Origin of the sequence: Xylophilus sp. GW821-FHT01B05 (assembly GCA_038961845.1) — a bacterium.
Classification (GTDB): Bacteria; Pseudomonadota; Gammaproteobacteria; order Burkholderiales; family Burkholderiaceae_C; genus Xylophilus.
On record CP152408.1, the window covers coordinates 883,058 to 903,175 of the forward strand.

The following is a 20,118-nucleotide window of genomic DNA, read 5'->3' on the forward strand; positions in this document are numbered from 1 at the left end:
TCACGCTGAAAGTGGGGCCTCTTGCATCGCTTCCGCCTGTTCCTCCAGCATCTGCACCTGGCCGCGCCAGTAGTCGCTGCTGCCAAACCAGGGGAAGTTGGCGGGGAAGATCGGGTCGTCCCAGCGCCGCGCCAGCCAGGCGCTGTAGTGGATCAGGCGCAGCGTGCGCAGCGGCTCGATCAGCGCCAGCTCGCGCCGGTCGAAGTCGCGCACCTGCTCGTAGCCGTCGAGCAGGGCCGACAGCTGCAGGGTGCGCTGGCGCCGGTCGCCCGACAGCAGCATCCACAGGTCCTGCACGGCCGGGCCGGTGCGGGCGTCGTCCAGGTCGACAAAGTGCGGGCCGCCGCCGGGCAGCTCGGTCGGCGTCCAGAGGATGTTGCCGGGGTGGCAGTCGCCGTGCAGGCGCAGCAGGCGTGGCGCGCCGTCTTCTGCCGGTTTATCTGAGGGAAAAGTGGCTTTAGCCCTTGCTGATAGGGGGCTTGCAGCTATTAAATCAAGAGCGACCGTGCAGGCGCGCTGCCAATCGCCCTGCACGTCCAGCGGCACCATCTTGTGCCCCAGCAGCCAGTCGCGCGAATCAAGGCCAAAGCTCTGCAGGTCGAGCGCCGGCCGCTGCGCAAAGGGCTGCGCGGCGCCCACGGTGTGCAGGCGCGCAAGAAAGCGGCCTATCCATTCCAGCACCTCGAAATCATCCAGCTCGGGCGCGCGGCCGCCGCGGCTCGGGCTCACGCTGAAGGCAAAGCCGGCGTGGTGGTGCAGCGTGGCGCCGTCCAGCACCAGCGGCGCCACCATGGGCACCTCGGCCGCGGCCAGCTCGGCGGCAAAGCTGTGCTCTTCGGCAATCTGGGCGTCGCTCCAGCGGGCCGGGCGGTAGAACTTGGCGACCACCACCTGGCCGTCTTCCAGGCGCACCTGGTAGACGCGGTTCTCATAGGAGGAAAGGGCCATCAGCCGGCCGTCGCCGTGCAGGCCGACGCTGGCCAGGGCGTCCAGCACGGTGTCCGGGCCCAGGGTTTCGAAAGGGTGGCGCGCGTTGGCGCCTGAATCTGAATGCATGCCGGCATTGTGGGGCTCGAGAAAAAAGGCCCCCACGCTCGTCACTGCGTGTACTGCGCTGCCCCCCGAGGGGGCGCTTTTTGTCTTGGGGCGGTCCGGCGACAAAATCAGATACAAAAAAGCCGGCGCGAGCGCCGGCTGGTACTGATGCCGAGTTGCATCCATCAGACAAGAACCATTCGGGCTGAGCTTGTCGAAGCCGGGGAGCCCTTCGACAGGCTCAGGACATGCCTTTCGACAGGCTCAAGGCGAACGGTTCTATCTTCGAGCGCAACGCAGCATGCGAGCGCCTGGTCGCTCAGGCGATGCTCAGGTCCACCTCGATATTGCCGCGCGTGGCGTTGGAGTAGGGGCAGACTTGGTGCGCAGCGTCCACCAGCTTCTTCTTCTGCTCATCGTCCAGGCCCGGCAGGCTGATGGCCAGCTTGACGGCGATGCCGTAGGCTGCGCCGCCATCCGTCGGGCCAAGCGAAACGCTGGCGTCCACGGCCACGTCTTCCGGCACCTTGACGCCGACCTTGCCGGCCACGGCCTTCAGCGCGCCGATGAAGCAGGCGGAGTAGCCCACGGCAAACAGCTGCTCGGGGTTGGTGCCGGGCTTGCCGGAGCCGGGTGGGTTCAGCTTGACGTCGAGCGCGCCGTCGCTGCTCTTGCCAGCGCCGCCGTCGCGGCCGCCGGTGGTGTGGGCTTCTGCGGTGTAGAGGACTTTGTCGAGAGGCTTGGTCATGGTGCTTCCTTTGGTGGTTGGGGGAGGGGAGGTGTCAACTGGCGTTGCGCAACTGGTCGCGCAGCGCCTGCAGTTGTTGGGTGAGTGCCTGCAGATCGGGCAGCGAGCACTGGCTGGCCTGCAGCAGGCATTCCGGCACGGCGCGGGCGCGGGCCTTCAGGCGGCGGCCGGCGGGGCTCAGGCTGACCAGCACGCGGCGCTCGTCGCTGGCGTCGCGCAGGCGGGCCAGCAGGCCCGCCGTCTCCATGCGCTTGAGCAGCGGCGTGAGCGTGCCGGAGTCCAGCGACAGCCGCGCGCCCAGCGCCGACACTGTCACGCCATCTTCTTCCCACAGTGCCAGCATCACCAGGTACTGCGGGTAGGTCAGGCCCAGCTTGTCGAGCTGCGGCTTGTAGAGCTTGGTCATGGCCAGCGACGCGGAATAGACGGCAAAGCACAACTGGTGGTCCAGCCGCAACAGCTCGTCGGTGGTCGTGGTCGTCGTGGGCATGGCTGGTAATGTAGCTCTCAATTAAATTGTGTGCAATTGAAATGGGAAGGCCGCGCAGCAAGCGCGGTCTTGCCCAGATGCATCAGGATTTTGATGAAAAGTGGATTTTGCCCAGGCGGGGACTGGGCTTATAGCTATCTATTTGATAGTTGCTGCGCCTTGAAGGGCGCATGCCTCAGTAGCTGTACACGCCGCGCCCGGTCTTGCGGCCCAGGCGGCCGGCGGCGACCATTTCCTTCAGCAGCGGGCAAGCGCGGTACTTGCTGTCGCCAAACTCGGTGAGGTAGACCTCCATCACTGCCAGGCACACGTCCAGCCCGATCATGTCGGCCAGCGCCAGCGGGCCGATCGGCTGGTTGCAGCCGAGCTTCATGCCGGCGTCTATGTCTTCGGCCGTGGCCACGCCCTCGGCCAGCACAAAGAAGGCCTCGTTGATCATGGGCACCAGGATGCGGTTGACGACAAAGCCCGGCGCGTTCTTTACCGTGATGGGTGATTTGCCGAGCTTCTCTGCCAGCGCCTTCACGGCGTCGTGCGTGGCGTCGCTGGTCTGCAGGCCGCGGATGATCTCCACCAGCGCCATCATCGGCACCGGGTTGAAGAAGTGCATGCCAATGAAGCGGTCGGCGCGGCTGGTGGCGGCGGCCAGCTTGGTGATGGAGATGGACGAGGTGTTGGAGGCCACGATCACCTCGGGCGCCAGCAGCGCGTCGGCCTGCTTCAGGATCTTCAGCTTGAGCTCGTAGTTCTCGGTGGCGGCTTCGATCACCAACTGCGCGGCCTGCAGGTCTTCGTAGCGGGTGGAGGTCTTGATGCGCGCCAGCGCCGCGTCCTTGTCGGCGGCGGTGAGCTTTTCTTTTTTGATGAGGCGGTCCAGGCTGCCGGCGATGGTGGCCAGGCCTTTTTGCACGGCGGCGTCGGAGATGTCGACCATGACGACGTCCACGCCCGACACGGCGCACGCTTGCGCGATGCCGTTGCCCATGGTGCCCGCGCCGATGATGCCTACGGTGGTGATCTGCATGACAGTGATTGGTCCAGGTGAAACGAAGAAGAAAGATGTCAGTTATCCATAGCACTATGCATCACCTGCAGCGCGCACAACACAAAGGCACCGAAGGCCGCGGAGCAGGCCATGCCAAAAACACCGCGGAACCGGCTCAGCCGGGCCGCTGGTGTTGCCCCCTGCAAGGGGGTTGGCGAAGACGCGAAGCGCGTAGCCTGGGGGTGTGCCATTTCAACCCCGGAAGCGCTTGCGCGTCATGGCCAGCGCAATCCAGAACGCCGCCAGCGCGTAGGCGGCCAGCACCGCCAGGTGCTGCAAGGGCGCGTCGGGCCAGCGGTCCATGAACAGCGGGCGCACCAGCGCCACCGCATTGGTCAGCGGCAGCCATTGCGCCACCGCCTGCACCACGCGCGGCAGTTGCTCCAGCGGGAAGAAAACGCCGGAGAGAAACATCATCGGCGTCATGAACAGCGTGAAGTAATAGGTGAAGAAGTCATAGCCCTTGGCCAGCGCATTGAAGATCAGCGCTATGCACGAGAAGGTGATGCCGGTGGCGGCCAGCACCAGCCAGGCCACGGCCAGCTTGGGGCTCAGGCTGATCTGCAGCGCCATCATCACGCACAGGATGGCGCTGGCGGTAAACAGCGCCTTGAAGCCGGCCCACAGCATTTCGGCCAGCAGGATGTCGTCCAGGCCGACTGGCGCATTCATGATGCCGTCCCAGGTGCGCTGCACATGCATGCGCGAGAAGGCCGAGTACAGCGCCTCGAAGGAGGCCGCCTGCATCGCGCTCATGCAGACCGAGCCGCTGGCCAGAAACAGCAGATAGGGCACCTTGGTGCCCTGCACCGACACCTGGCCAACCAGCGCGCCCATGCCGTAGCCAAAGGCCACCAGCCAGATCAACGGCTCGGCGATGTTGCCGATCAGGCTGGGCAGTGCCAGCTTGCGCCAGACCAGGAAGTTGCGCAAAAACACCGGCCACCAGCGCGTGCTGATCTCGGGGGCGCGCCAGATGCTGGGGGCCTTGGCTTGGCTCATGCATCCTCCCGGATCTGCCGGCCGGTGAGCTTGAGGAACAGGTCCTCCAGGTTGGCCGGCCGGTGCAGGGTGCGCTGCTGCGGGTGCGCCGCCAGGGCGTTGAGCAGGGCGCGCGCATCCTGGGTGTAGAAAAACACCGTCTCGCCGCTGACCTCGGTGCGCGCGGCGAGCGCGGTCAGCGCCGGGTCCTGCGCCAGCCGCAGCGCGCCGTTGCCATAGACCTCGACCACGTCGGGCTCCAGGTGCTCGGCGATCAGCGCGCGTGGCGCGCCTTCGGCGATCTTGTGGCCGTGGTCCAGCACCAGCAGGCGGTCGCACAGGCGCTCGGCCTCGTCCATGAAGTGCGTGGTCAGCAGTATCGATTTGCCCTGCTGCAGCAGTGTCTGCAGGCGCTCCCACATCAGGTGGCGTGCCTGCGGGTCGAGGCCGGTGGTGGGCTCGTCCAGCAGCAGCAGGGCCGGGTCGTTGACCAGCGCGCGTGCCAGCGACAGCCGGCGCTTCATGCCGCCCGACAGCGCGCCGGGCTTGGCGTCGGCCTTGTGCGCCAGCGCGGCGAAGTCCAGCAGTTGCGGCACGCGCGGCCGCATCGCGGCGCCGCCCAGGCCAAAGTAGCGGCCGTAGACCAGCAGGTTCTCGGCGCAGCTGAAGTCCGGGTCCAGCGTGTCGAACTGGCTCACCACGCCCAGCCGCGCCTTGATGGCGCGCGCGTCTTGTGGCATCTGCAGGGCGGCGCCGCTGGCATCGGGAAAGTAGTGGATGCTGCCTTGGTCGGGCGCGGTCAGCCCCAGGCACATGCGGATGCTGGTGGTCTTGCCCGCGCCGTTGGGCCCGATCACGCCCAGGCATTCGCCGGGGGCAATGGCAAAGGAAAGGCGGTCGACAACGGTGCTGTCTGCGTAGCGCTTGGTCAGGTCCGTGGCCTGGAGCAGGGGGGCGGCGGGCATCGGGGCATTGTTACGCATGTCGTTTAAAGTCCGGCTCTCGTTTTCCCCCCTCTTTTGCTTCGTAAAGGCCCCTGTTCATGACCACCCTCGGTACGCCCCTGTCCCCCAACGCCACCCGCGTGATGCTGCTCGGCTCCGGCGAACTGGGCAAGGAGGTGCTGATCGCACTGCAGCGCCTGGGCGTGGAAACCATCGCCGTGGACCGCTACGACAACGCCCCGGGCCAGCAGGTGGCGCACCATGCGCGCACCATTTCCATGAGCGATCCGGCGCAACTGAAGGCGCTGATCGAGGCCGAACGCCCGATGCTGGTGGTGCCCGAGATCGAGGCCATCGCCACCCCCGTGCTGCAAGAGCTGGAAGCCGCCGGCGTAGTGCGCGTGGTGCCCACCGCCCGCGCTGCGCGCCTGACCATGGACCGCGAAGGCATCCGCCGCCTGGCCGCCGAAACCCTGCGCGTGCCCACCAGCCCCTACCAGTTCTGCGACTCGCTGGCCGAGCTGCAGGCCGCCATTGACGGCGGCATTGGTTACCCCTGCATCGTCAAGCCGGTCATGAGCAGCTCGGGCAAGGGCCAGAGCAAGATCGATGGCCCGGCCGATGTGCAGAAGGCCTGGGACTACGCCATGGCCGGTGGCCGCGTGAGCCACGACCGCGTCATCGTCGAAGGCTTCATCGACTTCGACTACGAGATCACCCTGCTGACCGTGCGCGCACGCGACTCGGCTGGCGATATCCGCACCCGCTTCTGCGAGCCTATCGGCCACGTGCAGGTGGCGGGCGACTATGTCGAGAGCTGGCAGCCGCACCCCATGCACCCGACCGCGCTGGCACGCGCCCAGGACATTGCCTTGGCGGTTACCGGCAACCTCGGCATCGGCCACGACGGCGAGCCCGCCGGCCTGGGCCTGTTCGGCGTGGAGCTGTTCGTGAAGGGCGAAGAGGTCTGGTTCAGCGAGGTCAGCCCGCGCCCGCACGACACCGGCATGGTCACCATGGCCACCCAGTGGCAGAACGAGTTCGAGCTGCATGCCCGCGCCATCCTGGGCCTGCCGGTAGACACCACGCTCAAGAGCCCGGGCGCCAGCGCCGTGATCTACGGCGGCGTCGATGCCCATGGCATCGTCTTTGACGGCGTGGCCGAGGCACTGGCCCAGCCGGGCGTGGATATTCGCCTGTTCGGCAAGCCCGAGAGCTTCGTCAAGCGCCGCATGGGCGTGGCGCTGGCGCACGCGGCAGATGTGGACACGGCGCGGCGCGTGGCCAAGGCGGCTGCGGCCAAGGTCGTGCCGCGCAAAGCCTGATCCCGTAACTGCTCAGCCCCCACACCGTTCGGGCTGAGCATGTCGAAGCCCTGCCACCCATTGCCAAGCCCTTCGACAGGCTCAGGGCGAACGGGGGGAGTAGTTACCTGATCCCTGCAAAAAAACAATGAAAGCCGTTGCCAGTCAACGGCTTTTTGCTATCTATTGGGTAGCAATGGGCGAATGCCGCCGGGCATGATCGGCTGCCAGCTCGCGGCGGCATGTACCTAGTTCTAGGGACAGACAAGAGCCTTTTGTCTCCCTAGCATGGAAGACATCGTCTGCCTGGAGTCTGCGCATGCTTCTTCCTACCGCCATCACGGCCCTGCCTGGCCCATCTGCCTGCGGTCTTGCGCACAGCGCAGCCGCCGGCCGCTAAACCATGCCGCGCTCATCGCCTCCCCTGTTGCTGAGCCTGCGTGGCCGGGCAAGCCTGCACGCAGGCGCTGCGGCTTGCCTGCTGCCCTGCCGCTACCGCAAGGGCCTGGCCGTGCTGGGCTACCTGGCGGCCCAACCGAACCGGGTGTTCCCGCGCGAAAGACTGGCCGCCTTGCTGTGGCCCGATCTGGAAACCACGGCCGGGCGTGCCAACCTGCGAGTCGTGCTGTCGGACCTGGTCGGGGCCCTGCGCAAGCGAGGGCTGGAAGAGGCGCTGGATGTCCAGCGCGAGACGCTGGCATGGCGCCCCGGGACGCGCGTGCTGCTGGACCTGGATTGGCTCGCGTCCGCGGGTGTGCAGGAGACCGGGCCCTTCGATCGGGCGTTCCTGGCCCGCGAGGCATTGCAGGGCGCCTGGCTGCCCGGCGCGGGAGAAGGGTGCTCCGAGGAGTTCGTGGCCTGGCTTGCATGCCAGCGAACGCAGGCCGACGCGGCGCTGCAGCGGGCCATGCGTGCCAGCCGGGGAGAGGCGCCAGTAGTGGCCGCAGCCGACCCCGCAGGGCATGCGCTGCAGCCTTCCTCGCCCCCGCCGGTGGTCTATGCCGCGCTGGCGCTGCTGCGCGTCGAGCTGGCAGAGGTATCCGCCGGAGACAAGCAGGCCTGCGCGCCGGGCATGGCGCCCTTCCTGGACGCCTTGCGTACCGAAGCTGCTTTCTTCGACGGACTTCTGCTGGAGGCCGATGACGTCGGCTGCACCTTCGGCTTTGGCGTCCATGGCCACCACACCGGCCAGCGCTGGCAGGCGCTGCGTTGTGCCGCAGCACTGGCGGCCTTGCCCATGATGCGGTCCGGGCAGTTGCGGGCAGGTATCACTTTCGGCCGCGTATTGCTGGCGCGCGAAGGCGGGCTGCGTGTCGCGGGCTGGCGCACCCGGCTGGTGGAGCGCCTGGCCCAGCGCGCCGGGCCGGGCGAGATTGCCTGCGATGAAAGCCTGGCCGATCTGGCGGCCTACATCGGTTGCCGGGCAGACGGTGTACGCAGAATTCGCGGCCTGAGCCGTGACTTCTCCGTGTTCCGGCGCTTCCTGCCGGCGCCACAGGAGCTCTGGCGCATGCTGCCGCCGCCCGGCGATTTTCCCGACGCCCACTTCGGGCGCGACGCGCTGGTGGCTGCCGTGCTGCAGGACTTCAGCCGCATCGCTGGTGCGGCCTGCTGCCTTGTTGGAGAGGCCGGCACGGGCAAGACACGCACTGCGTGGGAATGCGCGCAGCGCCTGCGGCAACAGGGCCGGCGCGTGTTCTGGCTGGCCGGGCGGCCCGAAGGCCGCGCCGTGCCCTGGCGCGGGCTGCAGGACCTGGCCCGCGCGCTGGTGGGCGCCAGCCCCGCCAACCTGGTCATTGCCCCGGCCGCGTGGCAGGCACTGTGCGACTTCGCCTCTACCGGCAAGCCGCCCCTGGAGGGGCGCGCCACCCTGGTCGATGCGCTGGGCTTGCTGCTGAGCGGCAGTGGCCGCGCGCCGGCGCTGGTGGTCATCGACGACGCGCACTGGCTCGACGAGGCGAGCGCCGGCTTCCTGCTGGAAGCCGCCCCGGCATGGGCCGCCACATGGCTGCTGACCTGCCCCAGCGGGCAGTCCCAGCCGCTGGCGCTGCCGCGCTTGCGCACGGCCGCCCTGCTGCCGCTGGATGACCACGCGGCACGCGCCGTGCTCGACAGCCTGCCCGGGACCGCAGCGCTGACACCGGCGCAGCGGCGTGGCCGTATCGCCAGTGCGCGCGGTATTCCCCTGTACCTGCTGGCCGACGCGGTCGTGCAAAGCCAGGGCAGCCATTTCTCGGAGTTCTGCGGCGCACTGTTTGCGGGGCTGGAACAGGCGCAGCCGGCCATGCTGGCTGCGGCAGCGCTCGGCATGCTGTTCTCCATGGAAGACTTGGCAAGTCTTTGCGGCAGGGAGCGTGCGCAGCAGGCGGTTGCGCGGGCGACGGCCGCCGGCCTGATCGTCGCGCGCGGGCCTGAGCATGCGGCTTTCTTCCATGCGCGCCTGCGTTGCCGGCTGCTGGACGCGGCCCCGCGCGACGCGCTGGTCAGCTATGCAACCGAGGCCGCTGCGCTGCGCGCCCGGCAGCAGTTGCATGCGCAGGCCGCCGCCTTGCTGGAGCTGGCAGGAGAGCCGCAGCTGGCATGCCGGGCCTGGCTCGACGCGGCGCAGCAGGCACTGGAGCAGGACGATGTCGACGCCGCCAGCAGCCACTGCGCGCAGATGGCTCGGCTGGGCCTTCCGAACGGGGCCGACGGCATGCGTGCGCGCCGGCTGCAGGCGCAGTGCCAGCAGCGCAGCGCCGAGTACGCGCAGGCAGAGGACTGTCCCCTCACCAAGTGATACCTACACCACCGGCTGCGGCGCGCGGCACAGCGGCAGCCAGAGCGTGAAGCGCGTGCCGGCGGGGCTGGAGGTCCAGCGGACCTCTCCCTGGATCGCCTGGGCCCGGCGCTGCTGGTTGTGCAGGCCGCGGCCGTGGCTGGCGCCGGGGTGCAGCGCGGCCTGGGGATCGAAGCCGCGGCCGTTGTCCTCGATGGCCACCAGCACGCCGCCATCGGGCGCCAACCCCGTCTCCACCCGGATCTCGGTGGCCTGGGCGTGGCGCAGGATGTTGGCAAAGGCCTCTTGCAGGATACGCAGGATGTGCAGCGCGCTGGCGGGTTCGAGCCAGGGCAGTGCGGGCAAATCCTGCACCTGCCAGGACAGGCGTATGCCGGCGCTCTCGATGCGCGCAGCCAGGCGAAAGCGCAGCGTGGCCAGCAGCAGCAGCAGGTCGGCCTCGACCGGCTCCATGGAGTCGATCGCGAGCTTGAGGTCGTCCATGCAGTCCTGCAGCAGGCTGCTCACCTGCGTGTCGTCCAGGCTGCCGTGCTCGACCGAGTGGATCGCCATGGCCAGCGAGGAGCCAACGCCGTCATGCATGTCGCGCATCAGGCGCTGGCGCTCCTGGCTGAGCATTTCGCGCTGCTCCACATCGCGCAGGCGCTGGTAGCTTTGCGCCAGCTCCGTCTCGCGCGCCTGCAGGCGCTCGGCCAGCCCGGCGTTGACCTGCTCGACCTCGCGGATGGCCCCCACATAGCGCGTGAACATGATGTGGCTGAATATGTAGAACAGGCCAATCATGGCGTAGGGGAAGACGTACATGTTCTCCGGGCCGATCCAGTTGTTCTGCAGCGAGACGTCGTGGAGGCCGCAGGCGGCGCTGGCAAAGATCCAGGCCGCCATCATCCATACCTCGCGCGAGCGGGTCTGCCAGGCGTTGCGCAGCGCGTAGGCAAAGACCAGCATCGCAACCGGCGTGAGCATCAAATAGAACAGCGGCGCCGTCAGGATCACGCTCGGCAAGGCTGACATGACCGGCAGCATGACCACGCTGCAGGCCGTCGTCAGCACCAGCAGCGCCGCTGTCAGCCAGCGCTGAGGCCGCTTGTGCAGGCGTTGCAGGAACAGGTGGAACAGCACGACCAGCCACAGCAGCGAGGCGATGGTGATCCACTCGAACCAGTCGTCTGCCACCGGCAGGCGCGCGATCCCCACGTAGTAGTGCAGCGTGCGTATGTAGGCCACGACCGAGGTGACAAAGAACAGCAGGTACAGCGTTTCACGCCGCCGCCCCAGCCATGCGGCCAGGGAGAACGCCCCCACCGCCAGGAAGGCGGCGCTGCTCATGTAGGGCAACTGGGTCTGCAGCCATTCGCGCACCTGGTAGCGCCAGACCAGCGTGCGGGCATCGCCGGCCCATACCGTGGACAGCGCGCTGCCGCTGCCGCGCAGGCGGTCGATGCGGATCAGCACGGAGGCGGGCACGCCCGCCTCCGCCGTATCGTCCAGCCGCAACAGCAGGGGATGGTTGTAGCCGTTGTGCACAAAGCTGCTGTCGGAGCGATAAAGCAGCCTGCCGTCGCCATACACGGCGATCTGGCCAATGGTCTTCCAGCGCGGGATGTAGAGATAGTGCTGGCCCGGCGCCGGCGGCAGCCGGGGCATGTCCAGCCGGTACCAGTCGGTGGCGGTGAGCACATCGGCCTCGGCCTTGGGCACCAGGTCGCGCGATTGAACGTGGGGCAGTGCTATCGCCGCCCACGGCCCCGCGGGCAATTGAGCATCATCGGCCCGCTGGGGTGGCGGCGTGAAGCCCGTGCCGGCCACCGAGGCGAACTGCGCCTGCATCAGGCGCACGGCGCCATCGCCCGTGACGCGCCCGGTGCAAGCGCTGAGCGCCAGCAGGCTGGCCAGGACGATGCCCCACAGGCAGCTACTCCGCCAGCAGGCCCCGGTTCCTGGCTTCATAGATGGCTTCCGCCTTGGAGGTGACTTTGAGCTTGGCATAGATGCGCCGCACGAAGGTCAGCACCGTGTGCCGGGACACCTGCATGAGGTGGGCGATTTCTTCGGCGGTAAAGCCCTTGGTGATGAAGGCCAGCACTTCCTGCTCGCGGCCCGACAGCGTTGCCTGTGGGTCGGCCACGGCAGTGGGTGCGGCCGGCGGCGCGTAGCGAAAGCGCTGCAGCACCTGCCGCGCGATCATTGGGCTGATCGGGCTGCCGCCCGCAGCCAGGCTGCGGATCTCGTCCGTCATGCGCTCGGGCGTGCTGTCCTTGATCAGGTAGCCGGCGGCCCCGGCCTCGATCGACTGCATCACATGCGTCTCGTCGCCAAAGGTGGTGCTGACCATCACCCCGCAGTCCGGCCAGCGCGCGAGCGCCGCCCGGATCACGTCGATGCCCGAGCCGTCGGGCAGGCCCAGGTCCACCAGCAGCACGTCGGCGGGGGCCTGCTCCAGCAGCGCCAGCCCGTCGGCCCGGGTGTCGGCCACGCCCGTCAGCCGCATGTCCGGCGCCGACTGTATGGCCCTGACGAAGGCATTCTGGAAATGCGGATCGTCTTCGACCACCGCAACGCGAATGCACGCGCCGTGATCCACGGGGCAGGAGGGGGAGGACATGGGGGCTACTGGAACGCCACTTCCGCAAAGCTGCGCAGCTTGCGGCTGTGCAGCCGGTTGACGCCGCCTTCGCGCAGGATGTCGATGGCGCGCATGCCGATGCGCAGGTGCTGGTCCACGCGCTCGCGGTAGAAGTGGTTGGCCATGCCCGGCAGCTTGATCTCGCCGTGCAGCGGCTTGTCGGACACGCACAGCAGGGTGCCATAGGGCACACGGAAGCGGAAACCGTTGGCGGCGATGGTGGCGCTCTCCATGTCCAGCGCGATGGCGCGGCTCTGGCTGAAGCGGCGCTGCGGCTCGTTGTCGGGCAGCAGCTCCCAGTTGCGGTTGTCGGTGCTGGCCACGGTGCCGGTACGCATGATGCGTTTCAGGGCTGGGCCGTCCAGGCCGGTGACCTCGGCCACGGCCTTCTCCAGCGCCACCTGGATTTCTGCCAGCGCGGGAATCGGCACCCACAGCGGCAGCTCTTCGTCCAGCACGTGGTCTTCACGCACATAGCCGTGGGCCAGCACGTAGTCGCCCAACTGCTGGCTGTTGCGCAGGCCGGCGCAGTGGCCCAGCATCATCCAGGCGTGCGGGCGCAGCACGGCGATGTGGTCGGTAATGGTCTTGGCATTGGACGGGCCCACGCCGATGTTGACCATGGTGATGCCGCTGTGATCGGCGCGCACCAGGTGGTAGGCCGGCATCTGCGGCAGCCGGGGCGGGGAGGCGCCCTGGGTCTGCTCCAGCAACTGGCCAAACTCGTCGCCCGGCGCGGCGGGCGGCAGGCCGCGCCGGCGCGTGACCACGTTGCCCGGCTCGATGAATGCGATGTATTCGCTGCCGGGGTCGTTCATGGCCTCGTGGCCCAGGCGCACGAACTCGTCTATGTAGAACTGGTAGTTGGTGAACAGCACGAAGTTCTGGAACCACTCCGGCCCGGTGCCGGTGTAGTGGCGCAGCCGGTGCAGCGAATAGTCCACGCGCGGCGCGGTGAACAGCGATAGCGGCAGGGCCTCGCTGGGCGTGGCGCGCTGCGTGCCGTTGGCAATGCCGTCGTCCATCGCGGCCAGGTCGGGCAGGTCGAACAGGTCGCGCATCAGCATGCGGCGGGTGGGCGACAGCATGCCTTCGACATGGTCGTTCTGCGCAAAGGAGAAATGCAGCGGGATCGGCTGGGCGCTGGTGCCAACCTCCAGTTCCACGCCATGGCTGCGGCGCAGCAGGCGGAACTGCTCGGCGTAGTAGTGGGCAAACAGGTCCGGGCGGGTCAGCGTGGTTTCGTAGGTGCCAGGGCCTTCCACGAAGCCGTAGGCCAGCGGCGAGTCGGCGCGCACCACGGTGTCGGTGTGCACCCGCACGAACGGGTAGCAGGCGCGTACGTGGCCGGGCAGCTCTTCGCCGGCGACAAAGCGCTGCATGGCGTCGCGCAGATGCGCAAGGCTGGCGTCGTAGATGGCACGGACCTGGGCCAGCGCGGCATCGACATCGGTGAAGCGCTGGCTGGCAATGAAGGGCGGCATGTAGGGCATGGCGCCATTGTGCATCCGTGTAACAGCCGGAAACGTCCTACACGTTGGCGCGCCGCCCCCTGACCCGGAGCCTTGGCGCACCTGCTTACATTTTGTCCGTCGCCTCTGTAAATGGTCTCGAAAGGCCCGGTTTGCAAGGCACCCCAAACCCGCCGGCACTGTCCGGTCATTTCTGGAAGGACCCAGCATGAGCACGACCGCCACGGCCACCAACCCCTTCGCCCTCATCATGGACCCTGATGCGGTGCTGCAGGCGATGGAGCATTCCGATGCGCTGCGTAGCCTCAAGCTGCGTCGCATTCAGCCGCTTGACGAAATGCCAATGGCCCGCAAGGGCGTGGTAGCGGCGGTGATCGACAAAGACATCGATCAAGCCAACTTCCCGCTGTGGCGTGACCTGATCTCCAGCACCGATCCAGATTTTTTCTCGCAACTGTTCAACTGAGACCGAGCTTCAAGGGCCGCTGAGACGGCACCTGGGATAACTCCAGACTGGCCCGCAGGGTTCGCGCTCTGCGGGTTTTTTTTGGCCGGCTCAAGCCGTGGGGGCGACGGGCGTGCGCAGCGTCACCAGCTCTTCGGCCAGCGTCGGGTGGATGCCCACCGTGCTGTCGAACAGCGCCTTGGTGGTGCCGGCGCGCAGGGCCACGGCAAAGCCCTGCACGATCTCGCCCGCGTCCGGTCCGACCACGTGCAGCCCCACCACCCGGTCGCTGGCCGTGTCCACCACCAGCTTGACCAGCGTGCGCTCATCCCGGCCCGACAAGGTGTGGCGCAGCGCCCGGAAGTCGCTGCGGAAGATCGTCACCTGGCCATAGCGCTCACGCGCGGCGGCCTCGGTCAGGCCCACAGTGCCGATGTTGGGGTGGGTGAAGACGGCCGTCGGGATGTAGTCGTAATCCATGCGGCGCTGGCCGTTGCCAAACAGGTGATCGACCAGCGCCATCGCCTCGCCCAGCGCCACTGGTGTGAGCTGCAGGCGCGAGGACACATCACCAATCGCGTAGATCGAGGGCACGCTGCTGCGGTACTGCGCATCGACCTCGATCGCACCGCCGGCGGTGGTGCGCAGGCCCACGTTCTCCAGCCCCAGGCCCGCAGTGTTGGGCACGCGGCCGGTGGCATACAGCACCGCGTCGGCGCTGAGCTGGCTGCCGTCGGCAAGTGTCAGCTGCAGCGTGCCGTCGGGTGTCTTTGTGATGCTGCTGACCTGGCTGTGCAGGCGTATGTCCACGCCGGCCTTGCCCATCTCGGTGGCGATAAAGGACTGCACGTCATGGTCGAAGCCACGCAACAGCGCGCCGCTGCGCTGCAACTGCGTGACCTGCGCACCCAGGCCGTGAAAGATCGAGGCGAACTCGCAGGCGATGTAGCCGCCGCCCACCACCACCAGCCGGCGCGGGAACGGGTCCAGGTCGAACATGGCGTCTGAGGTCTGTATCCATTCGCGTCCCGGCAGCTCAGGCACCTGCGGCCGGCCGCCGGTGGCGATCAGGATGGTCTTGGCGCTGAAGCGCTGTTCGCCCACGGCCACCTCGTGCGGGCCGCGGATCTGCGCCCAACCCTCGATGATTTGCGCCCCGGCGCCTTGCAGCAACTGGCCGTAGATGCCGTTGAGCCGCGCGATCTCCTTGGCCCGTGCGGCTTTCAGTGCGGACCAGTCGAACACCGGCGGCTCCAGCCGCCAGCCAAAGCCGGCGGCCTCCTCGAAGGCCTCGGCATAGCCAGCGGCATAGCTGTAGAGCTTCTTCGGGATGCAGCCCACGTTCACGCAGGTACCGCCCAGCGCGCCTGCCTCGGCCACCGCCACGCGGGCACCGCGCTGCGCCGCCATGCGCGCCGCGCGCACGCCGCCGCTGCCGGCGCCAATCACGAAAAGGTCGAAGTCGTAGCGCGTCATGGAATGCCTCGTGCCTGGCACCAATACGGCACCGTGGGCCGTGGTGCGGATAATCGGACGATGAACGATACCCGCGATTCCTCCCCCGCCGCTGCGGCAGGGGCTTCTGATTTCTCACGCCTGGCACTGGCGCCGCACGTGCTGGCCAACCTGGAGGCGCTGGGTTACCGCAGCATGACGCCGATCCAGGCCGCCAGCTTGCCGCCCGCGTTGCTGGGCAAGGACATCATTGCCCAGGCCGCCACCGGCAGCGGCAAGACGGCCGCCTTTGGCCTGGCGCTGCTGGCCCAGCTCAACCCGCGCCGCTTTGCCATACAAGCGCTGGTGCTGTGCCCCACGCGCGAGCTGGCCGACCAGGTCAGCACCGAGATCCGCCGCCTGGCCCGCGCCGAAGACAACGTGAAGCTGGTCACGCTCTGCGGCGGCGTGCCGCTGCGCGCGCAGACCGCCAGCCTGGAGCACGGCGCCCACATCGTGGTCGGCACGCCCGGCCGCATCATGGACCACCTGGACCGCGGCCACCTGGACCTGTCCGCGCTCAACACCCTGGTGCTGGACGAGGCCGACCGCATGCTGGACATGGGCTTTGTCGATGACATCGCCAAGGTGGCCAAGCAATGCCCGGTGAACCGCCAGACGCTGCTGTTCTCCGCCACCTACCCCGAGGGCATCGCCCAGCTCGCGCAGAAGTTCATGCGCGACCCGCAGCAGGTGACGGTCAAGGCGCAGCACAGTGCGGCCAAGATCCGCCAGTACTGGTACGAGGTGCGCGACAGCGAGCGCCTGCACACCGTGTCGCTGCTGCTGGACCACTTCCGCCCGGCCAGCACGCTGGCCTTCTGCAATACCAAGCAGCAGTGCCGAGACCTGTCTGACGTGCTGCAGGCGCAAGGCATCGTGGCGCTGGCGCTGCACGGCGAGCTGGAGCAGCGCGACCGCGATCAGGTGCTGGTGCAGTTCGCCAACGGCAGTTGCTCGGTATTGGTGGCGACCGACGTGGCCGCGCGCGGGCTGGACATTGCCCAGCTTGAAGCGGTGATCAATGTCGACACCACGCCTGATTCTGAAGTGCACATCCACCGCATCGGCCGCACCGGCCGTGGCGACGCCGAAGGCCTGGTACTGAACCTGGCCAGCCTGAACGAGATGGGCAGCGTCGGCAAGATCGAGCAATTGCAGGGCCGTGAATCGGATTGGCATGCGCTGGCCGAGCTGACCCCCGCCGGCGGCGCGCCGCTGGTGCCGCCCATGGCCACGCTGCAGATATCCGGCGGCCGCAAGGAAAAGATCCGCGCCGGCGACGTGCTGGGCGCACTCACCGGCGATGCCGGCTTTGCCAAGGAGCAGGTCGGCAAGATCAGCGTGAATGACTTCTCCACCTACGTGGCGGTGTCGCGCGGCATTGCGCGTGAGGCGGTCAAGCGCCTGTCGGCGGGGCGCATCAAGGGCAAGAGCGTCAAGGTGCGGCTGCTGGAGTAGGCCGTGCAGCAGTGCCGCGCAAATATTTTTCGCGCCACTGCATCCAGAGGGCCCGCTCGCGGGTAGTACCCACAGCGGCAGAGATTGCCGCTGCACCATCAACCCTCTGGAGAAGACCATGCAACGCTCGTCCCTGTCCCGCTCTGCCGCCGTCCTTGGCACGGTGTCTGCCGCCGCGCTGCTCGCCGCCTGCGGCTCCATGAACCCCACGACGCGGGCCAGCAGCTATTCGCAGGCCAGCCTGCCGCCCACGATCCAGGTGCCCGATGGCCACAAGGTGGCCTGGGAAACCGTGGGCAGCGGCGACATCACCTATGAATGCCGCGACAAGGCCAATGCGCCGGGCCAGACGGAATGGGTCTTTATCGGCCCGGACGCCGTGCTGAAGGACCGCAGCGGCAAGCAGGTCGGCCGCTACTACGGCCCGCCCGCCACCTGGGAGGCGCAAGACGGCTCCAAGCTCACGGCCACGCAACTGGCCGTGGCGCCATCCAGCCCGGGCAGCCTGCCCTATCAATTGGTCAAGGCCAACCCGGCCGTGGGCAGTGGCGCGCTGACGGGCGTCACCTACATCCAGCGCGTGGCCCTGCAGGGCGGTGTGGCGCCTGCGGCGCTGCCTTGCGGCGCGAGCAACAAGGGCCAGAAGACCATCGTCAAGTACCAGGCCGACTACATCTTCTGGAAGCCCGCCTGATTGCAGACCCGTTTGAAAGCTGGGGGCGGCTACCATCGGCGGACTCGCCCCCTGCCGCCCACGCGTGGCGCAGGGCCGATTCCTTCCGACGCCGCCGCCGACCGTGCCCATCACCGACGACGCCTTCGACCACAACGCTGCGCTGCAGGCCTGTGCCCGCGGCGACCGCCTGGCGCTGCAGCGCATCTACCAGCGCGAGGCGCGCTTTCTGCTGGGTGTGGCGCTGCGCATCGTGCGCGAGCGCCAGCAGGCAGAAGACGTGCTGCACGACGCCTTCGTCGCCATCTGGAGCCGCGCCGCCAGCTTTGATCCGCAGCGCGGCGATGGCCGCGGCTGGATCTACAGCGTGGTGCGGCATGCGGCGCTGAACCATGTGCGCGACGGCGCGCGCGAGGTGGCGCTGGACGAAGACGCCGCCGCCGCGGTGGATGACGAGGCCGCGCTGCAGGCCTACCGGGCCGGCGATGCCTTCGAGCTGCATGCCGACCTGGGCCGCCTGCACGATTGCCTGACGCAACTGGCGCCGGCGCGGCGCGATTGCATCCTGTATGCCTATGTGGAAGGTTGTTCGCACGGCGAGATCGCGGCGCGCCTGAAGACGCCGCTGGGCACCGTCAAGGCCTGGATCCAGCGTGGCATGGGCGCGCTGCGGGAATGCATGGCATGAGCACCACAACCAATACTCCTGAAGCACTGCAGGCACTGGCCGGCGACTACGTGCTGGGCACGCTGCCCGCCGCGCGCCGGCGCGAGGTCGAGGCGCGCATGGCGCAAGAGCCCGCGCTGCGTGCCGCGGTGGACGCCTGGGAAGCGCGCTTGCTGCCGCTGACGGCGTTGGCGCCGGCGGTGGAGCCCTCGGCGCCGTTGTGGGGCCGCATTGCGCGTAGCGTGGGCGCGCCGGCACCCGTCCACCGCGTGCGCGACTGGTGGAGCAGCCTGTTCCTGTGGCGCGGCATGGCCGGCGCCGGTTTTGCCCTTGCGGCCATCCTGGCGGCGGTGCTGCTGCGGCAGATGGCCGTGCCGCCCGCCACGCCGCAGTACCTGGTGGTGCTGGTCGCGCCACAAGACAAGGCGCCGGGCTGGGTGGTGCAGGCGCGCTCGCCACAGACGCTGGACCTGATCCCGCTGGCCACCACGGCGGTGCCGGCGGAGAAGACGCTGCAGTTCTGGACCAAGGCCGACGGCTGGTCTGGCCCCAAGTCGCTGGGCCTGGTGCAGCCGGGCCAGGTGATCCACGTGCCGCTGGACCAGCTGCCGCCGCTGGAGCCCAACCAGTTGTTCGAACTGACGCTGGAGCCCGCCGGTGGCTCGCCGCTGGACCGCCCGACCGGGCCGATCCAGTTCATCGGCCGCGCGGTGAAAGTCACCTGAGCCGCTTGCTTACAAAATTATGGGTCAAATGGGCCTTTAGCCCAGGTGGGGCCTGGGCTTATAGCTATCAAATACGTAGTGGGCTTTAGCGCACGATGATTTCGACGCGCCGGTTGCGCTGCTCGGCCACGGCGTCGCGTGTGGGCACCGCCGGGTCGCGCTTGCCGCGGCCCGAGGCCTCCAGGCGCTCGGCCGGGAACTGGCGGGCGATCAGCATGTCGCGCACCTCGTTGGCGCGCTGCAGTGACAGCCGGTCGTTCAGCTCCAGCGTGCCCAGGGTGTCGGTGTGGCCGATCACCAGAATCTCGCCGCCCGGATGCTGGGTGGCGGCGTCCAGGATGGCGCTGAGGGTGTGGGCCGATTCCAGCGTGAGCTGGGTGGTGCCGAACTGGAAGTACAGCACGAAGCGCTGGCTGGCCGGCGGCGCGGTGGCGAACAACGGCGCATAGCTGCGTTGCACCGTGTCGGCCGGCAATTGGTCGGTGCGCGGGGCCTGGCCTGCGGCGGCGCTGGCGCGCTCGAACGGGGTGTCCAGCTTTTGCTCGGTGCCGCCCGAGCGCAGTACCACGGCCGAGGCCGATCCATCGGCCTGCGGCAGCAGCAGCACGCGTGTGGTCGGGCCGGGGGGGCTGGCACAGCCGCCCAGCGCAGCCACCAAGGCCGCAGCGGCCAGCGCCTTGGCCCGCGCAGGCCTCACTGCAGTTTTCCTGCGGCTGCCGGCTCCTCGACCTCCACGATGAAATCGGTGCCGAGGATGCCTACGGTCGAGGTCGGCGTGTCGACCTTGACCGCGTCGTGCCGGGTCTTGCCGATCAGGCCGGTGACCATGCGCATGGTGCCGCGCAGCACCGATACCGCCAGGTTGCCCTCATGCGTGGTGGAGTCGAAGCTGAAGGCCTTCAGCTCCAGGCGGCTGCCGGGGCCGATCACCATCACCGTGCCGTCGCGCAGCACCACGCTGGCCGAACTGTCGGCGCCCGTCACGATGCGGTCGGCCGCAGTCAGCGCATCGCCCGACTGCAGGGCGCGCTCGCCATTGCTGTTTTGCACGACCACGCTGCCATTGACCAACTTCACGGTGCCGGCGCGCGCAGCCGGCTCTGCGGCCCTCGCGGGGATGGCCATGGCCCACAGCATGAGCAGCACAGCCGCAGTGCGGATGCCTGTAGTCTTCATTCTTTTTCTTCCAGGACAGGAAACCGCGCATGCTAAGGCAAATCGACATTCCG

Annotated in this window: 19 protein-coding genes; 7 read left to right on the plus strand and 12 right to left on the minus strand. The window is 68.3% G+C overall.

The features are described from left to right. The 6 genes from AAFF27_04230 to AAFF27_04255 form a co-directional block, all read right to left on the minus strand. Positions 1–1,056 (minus strand): serine/threonine protein kinase, encoded by a 1,056-nt coding sequence (locus AAFF27_04230; protein XAH24408.1) that lies wholly within the window; start codon positions 1,054–1,056, stop codon positions 1–3. Positions 1,057–1,354: 298 nt separating this feature from the next. Continuing rightward, positions 1,355–1,783: an organic hydroperoxide resistance protein gene (locus AAFF27_04235; protein ID XAH24409.1), complete on the minus strand. Its 429-nt coding sequence runs from the start codon at positions 1,781–1,783 to the stop codon at positions 1,355–1,357. 34 nt (positions 1,784–1,817) lie between these two features. Then, positions 1,818–2,273 carry a MarR family transcriptional regulator gene (locus AAFF27_04240; GenBank protein XAH24410.1) on the minus strand — a complete coding sequence of 152 codons (456 nt, stop codon included), beginning with the start codon at positions 2,271–2,273 and terminating at the stop codon, positions 1,818–1,820. A 175-nt stretch (positions 2,274–2,448) separates the two neighbouring features. Further along, complete coding sequence (locus AAFF27_04245; GenBank protein ID XAH24411.1) at positions 2,449–3,297, minus strand: 3-hydroxybutyryl-CoA dehydrogenase; 849 nt, start codon at positions 3,295–3,297, stop codon at positions 2,449–2,451. Between the two features lie 213 nt (positions 3,298–3,510). After that, positions 3,511–4,320, minus strand: a complete 810-nt coding sequence (locus tag AAFF27_04250) for an ABC transporter permease (GenBank protein ID XAH24412.1) — start codon at positions 4,318–4,320, stop codon at positions 3,511–3,513. Next, positions 4,317–5,264 (minus strand): ATP-binding cassette domain-containing protein, encoded by a 948-nt coding sequence (locus AAFF27_04255; protein ID XAH24413.1) that lies wholly within the window; start codon positions 5,262–5,264, stop codon positions 4,317–4,319. Before AAFF27_04255 ends, AAFF27_04250 begins: the two co-directional genes overlap by 4 nt. A gap of 77 nt (positions 5,265–5,341) precedes the next feature. Here AAFF27_04255 and purT point away from each other — a divergent pair, with 77 nt between their 5' ends. Together purT and AAFF27_04265 are read left to right on the plus strand one after the other, a co-directional pair. Next, the gene (gene purT, locus AAFF27_04260) at positions 5,342–6,568 is read left to right on the plus strand and encodes a formate-dependent phosphoribosylglycinamide formyltransferase (GenBank protein XAH24414.1); all 1,227 of its coding nucleotides are present in this window, start codon (positions 5,342–5,344) and stop codon (positions 6,566–6,568) included. A gap of 382 nt (positions 6,569–6,950) precedes the next feature. Then, positions 6,951–9,326 carry an AAA family ATPase gene (locus AAFF27_04265; protein ID XAH24415.1) on the plus strand — a complete coding sequence of 792 codons (2,376 nt, stop codon included), beginning with the start codon at positions 6,951–6,953 and terminating at the stop codon, positions 9,324–9,326. 3 nt (positions 9,327–9,329) lie between these two features. Here the strand turns inward: AAFF27_04265 and AAFF27_04270 are convergent, their stop codons facing one another. From AAFF27_04270 to AAFF27_04280, 3 genes are read right to left on the minus strand one after another with little or no spacing between them, the layout of a single operon-like run. Next, the gene (locus AAFF27_04270) at positions 9,330–11,276 is read right to left on the minus strand and encodes a sensor histidine kinase (GenBank protein XAH24416.1); all 1,947 of its coding nucleotides are present in this window, start codon (positions 11,274–11,276) and stop codon (positions 9,330–9,332) included. Continuing rightward, positions 11,242–11,931, minus strand: coding sequence for a response regulator transcription factor (locus AAFF27_04275; protein ID XAH24417.1), 690 nt, complete (start codon positions 11,929–11,931; stop codon positions 11,242–11,244). Before AAFF27_04275 ends, AAFF27_04270 begins: the two co-directional genes overlap by 35 nt. A gap of 5 nt (positions 11,932–11,936) precedes the next feature. Beyond that, a complete protein-coding gene (locus tag AAFF27_04280) occupies positions 11,937–13,445 on the minus strand; it encodes an AMP nucleosidase (protein XAH24418.1) in 1,509 nt (502 codons plus the stop codon). Positions 13,446–13,632: 187 nt separating this feature from the next. Between AAFF27_04280 and AAFF27_04285 the strand changes: the two genes are divergently transcribed. Then, positions 13,633–13,890: a hypothetical protein gene (locus AAFF27_04285; protein ID XAH24419.1), complete on the plus strand. Its 258-nt coding sequence runs from the start codon at positions 13,633–13,635 to the stop codon at positions 13,888–13,890. 90 nt (positions 13,891–13,980) lie between these two features. Here AAFF27_04285 and gorA read toward each other — a convergent pair whose 3' ends face one another. Next, on the minus strand, positions 13,981–15,345 hold the full coding sequence (gorA, locus tag AAFF27_04290) for a glutathione-disulfide reductase (protein XAH24420.1): 1,365 nt from the start codon (positions 15,343–15,345) through the stop codon (positions 13,981–13,983). Between the two features lie 60 nt (positions 15,346–15,405). Here gorA and dbpA point away from each other — a divergent pair, with 60 nt between their 5' ends. From dbpA to AAFF27_04310, 4 genes are all read left to right on the plus strand, one after another. Next, on the plus strand, positions 15,406–16,824 hold the full coding sequence (dbpA, locus tag AAFF27_04295; protein XAH24421.1) for an ATP-dependent RNA helicase DbpA: 1,419 nt from the start codon (positions 15,406–15,408) through the stop codon (positions 16,822–16,824). 118 nt (positions 16,825–16,942) lie between these two features. Continuing rightward, positions 16,943–17,518 (plus strand): DUF3455 domain-containing protein, encoded by a 576-nt coding sequence (locus AAFF27_04300; protein ID XAH24422.1) that lies wholly within the window; start codon positions 16,943–16,945, stop codon positions 17,516–17,518. Positions 17,519–17,621: 103 nt separating this feature from the next. Beyond that, positions 17,622–18,185 (plus strand): sigma-70 family RNA polymerase sigma factor, encoded by a 564-nt coding sequence (locus AAFF27_04305; protein ID XAH24423.1) that lies wholly within the window; start codon positions 17,622–17,624, stop codon positions 18,183–18,185. Then, positions 18,182–18,889 (plus strand): anti-sigma factor, encoded by a 708-nt coding sequence (locus AAFF27_04310; GenBank protein XAH24424.1) that lies wholly within the window; start codon positions 18,182–18,184, stop codon positions 18,887–18,889. The genes AAFF27_04305 and AAFF27_04310 overlap by 4 nt, the downstream gene beginning before the upstream one ends. An 85-nt stretch (positions 18,890–18,974) precedes the next feature. Here the strand turns inward: AAFF27_04310 and AAFF27_04315 are convergent, their stop codons facing one another. Next, positions 18,975–19,586 (minus strand): OmpA family protein, encoded by a 612-nt coding sequence (locus tag AAFF27_04315; GenBank protein XAH24425.1) that lies wholly within the window; start codon positions 19,584–19,586, stop codon positions 18,975–18,977. Continuing rightward, positions 19,583–20,065, minus strand: a complete 483-nt coding sequence (locus AAFF27_04320) for a FecR domain-containing protein (protein ID XAH24426.1) — start codon at positions 20,063–20,065, stop codon at positions 19,583–19,585. The genes AAFF27_04315 and AAFF27_04320 overlap by 4 nt, the downstream gene beginning before the upstream one ends. Positions 20,066–20,118: the final 53 nt, after the last annotated feature.

Coding starts and splice junctions, on each gene's coding strand:
- AAFF27_04230 (XAH24408.1), bottom strand. CDS start 1,056: ATGCATTCAGATTCAGGCGCCAACGCGCGCCACCCTTTCGAAACCCTG.
- AAFF27_04235 (XAH24409.1), bottom strand. CDS start 1,783: ATGACCAAGCCTCTCGACAAAGTCCTCTACACCGCAGAAGCCCACACC.
- AAFF27_04240 (XAH24410.1), bottom strand. CDS start 2,273: ATGCCCACGACGACCACGACCACCGACGAGCTGTTGCGGCTGGACCAC.
- AAFF27_04245 (XAH24411.1), bottom strand. CDS start 3,297: ATGCAGATCACCACCGTAGGCATCATCGGCGCGGGCACCATGGGCAAC.
- AAFF27_04250 (XAH24412.1), bottom strand. CDS start 4,320: ATGAGCCAAGCCAAGGCCCCCAGCATCTGGCGCGCCCCCGAGATCAGC.
- AAFF27_04255 (XAH24413.1), bottom strand. CDS start 5,264: ATGCCCGCCGCCCCCCTGCTCCAGGCCACGGACCTGACCAAGCGCTAC.
- purT (XAH24414.1), top strand. CDS start 5,342: ATGACCACCCTCGGTACGCCCCTGTCCCCCAACGCCACCCGCGTGATG.
- AAFF27_04265 (XAH24415.1), top strand. CDS start 6,951: ATGCCGCGCTCATCGCCTCCCCTGTTGCTGAGCCTGCGTGGCCGGGCA.
- AAFF27_04270 (XAH24416.1), bottom strand. CDS start 11,276: ATGAAGCCAGGAACCGGGGCCTGCTGGCGGAGTAGCTGCCTGTGGGGC.
- AAFF27_04275 (XAH24417.1), bottom strand. CDS start 11,931: ATGTCCTCCCCCTCCTGCCCCGTGGATCACGGCGCGTGCATTCGCGTT.
- AAFF27_04280 (XAH24418.1), bottom strand. CDS start 13,445: ATGCCCTACATGCCGCCCTTCATTGCCAGCCAGCGCTTCACCGATGTC.
- AAFF27_04285 (XAH24419.1), top strand. CDS start 13,633: ATGAGCACGACCGCCACGGCCACCAACCCCTTCGCCCTCATCATGGAC.
- gorA (XAH24420.1), bottom strand. CDS start 15,345: ATGACGCGCTACGACTTCGACCTTTTCGTGATTGGCGCCGGCAGCGGC.
- dbpA (XAH24421.1), top strand. CDS start 15,406: ATGAACGATACCCGCGATTCCTCCCCCGCCGCTGCGGCAGGGGCTTCT.
- AAFF27_04300 (XAH24422.1), top strand. CDS start 16,943: ATGCAACGCTCGTCCCTGTCCCGCTCTGCCGCCGTCCTTGGCACGGTG.
- AAFF27_04310 (XAH24424.1), top strand. CDS start 18,182: ATGAGCACCACAACCAATACTCCTGAAGCACTGCAGGCACTGGCCGGC.
- AAFF27_04320 (XAH24426.1), bottom strand. CDS start 20,065: ATGAAGACTACAGGCATCCGCACTGCGGCTGTGCTGCTCATGCTGTGG.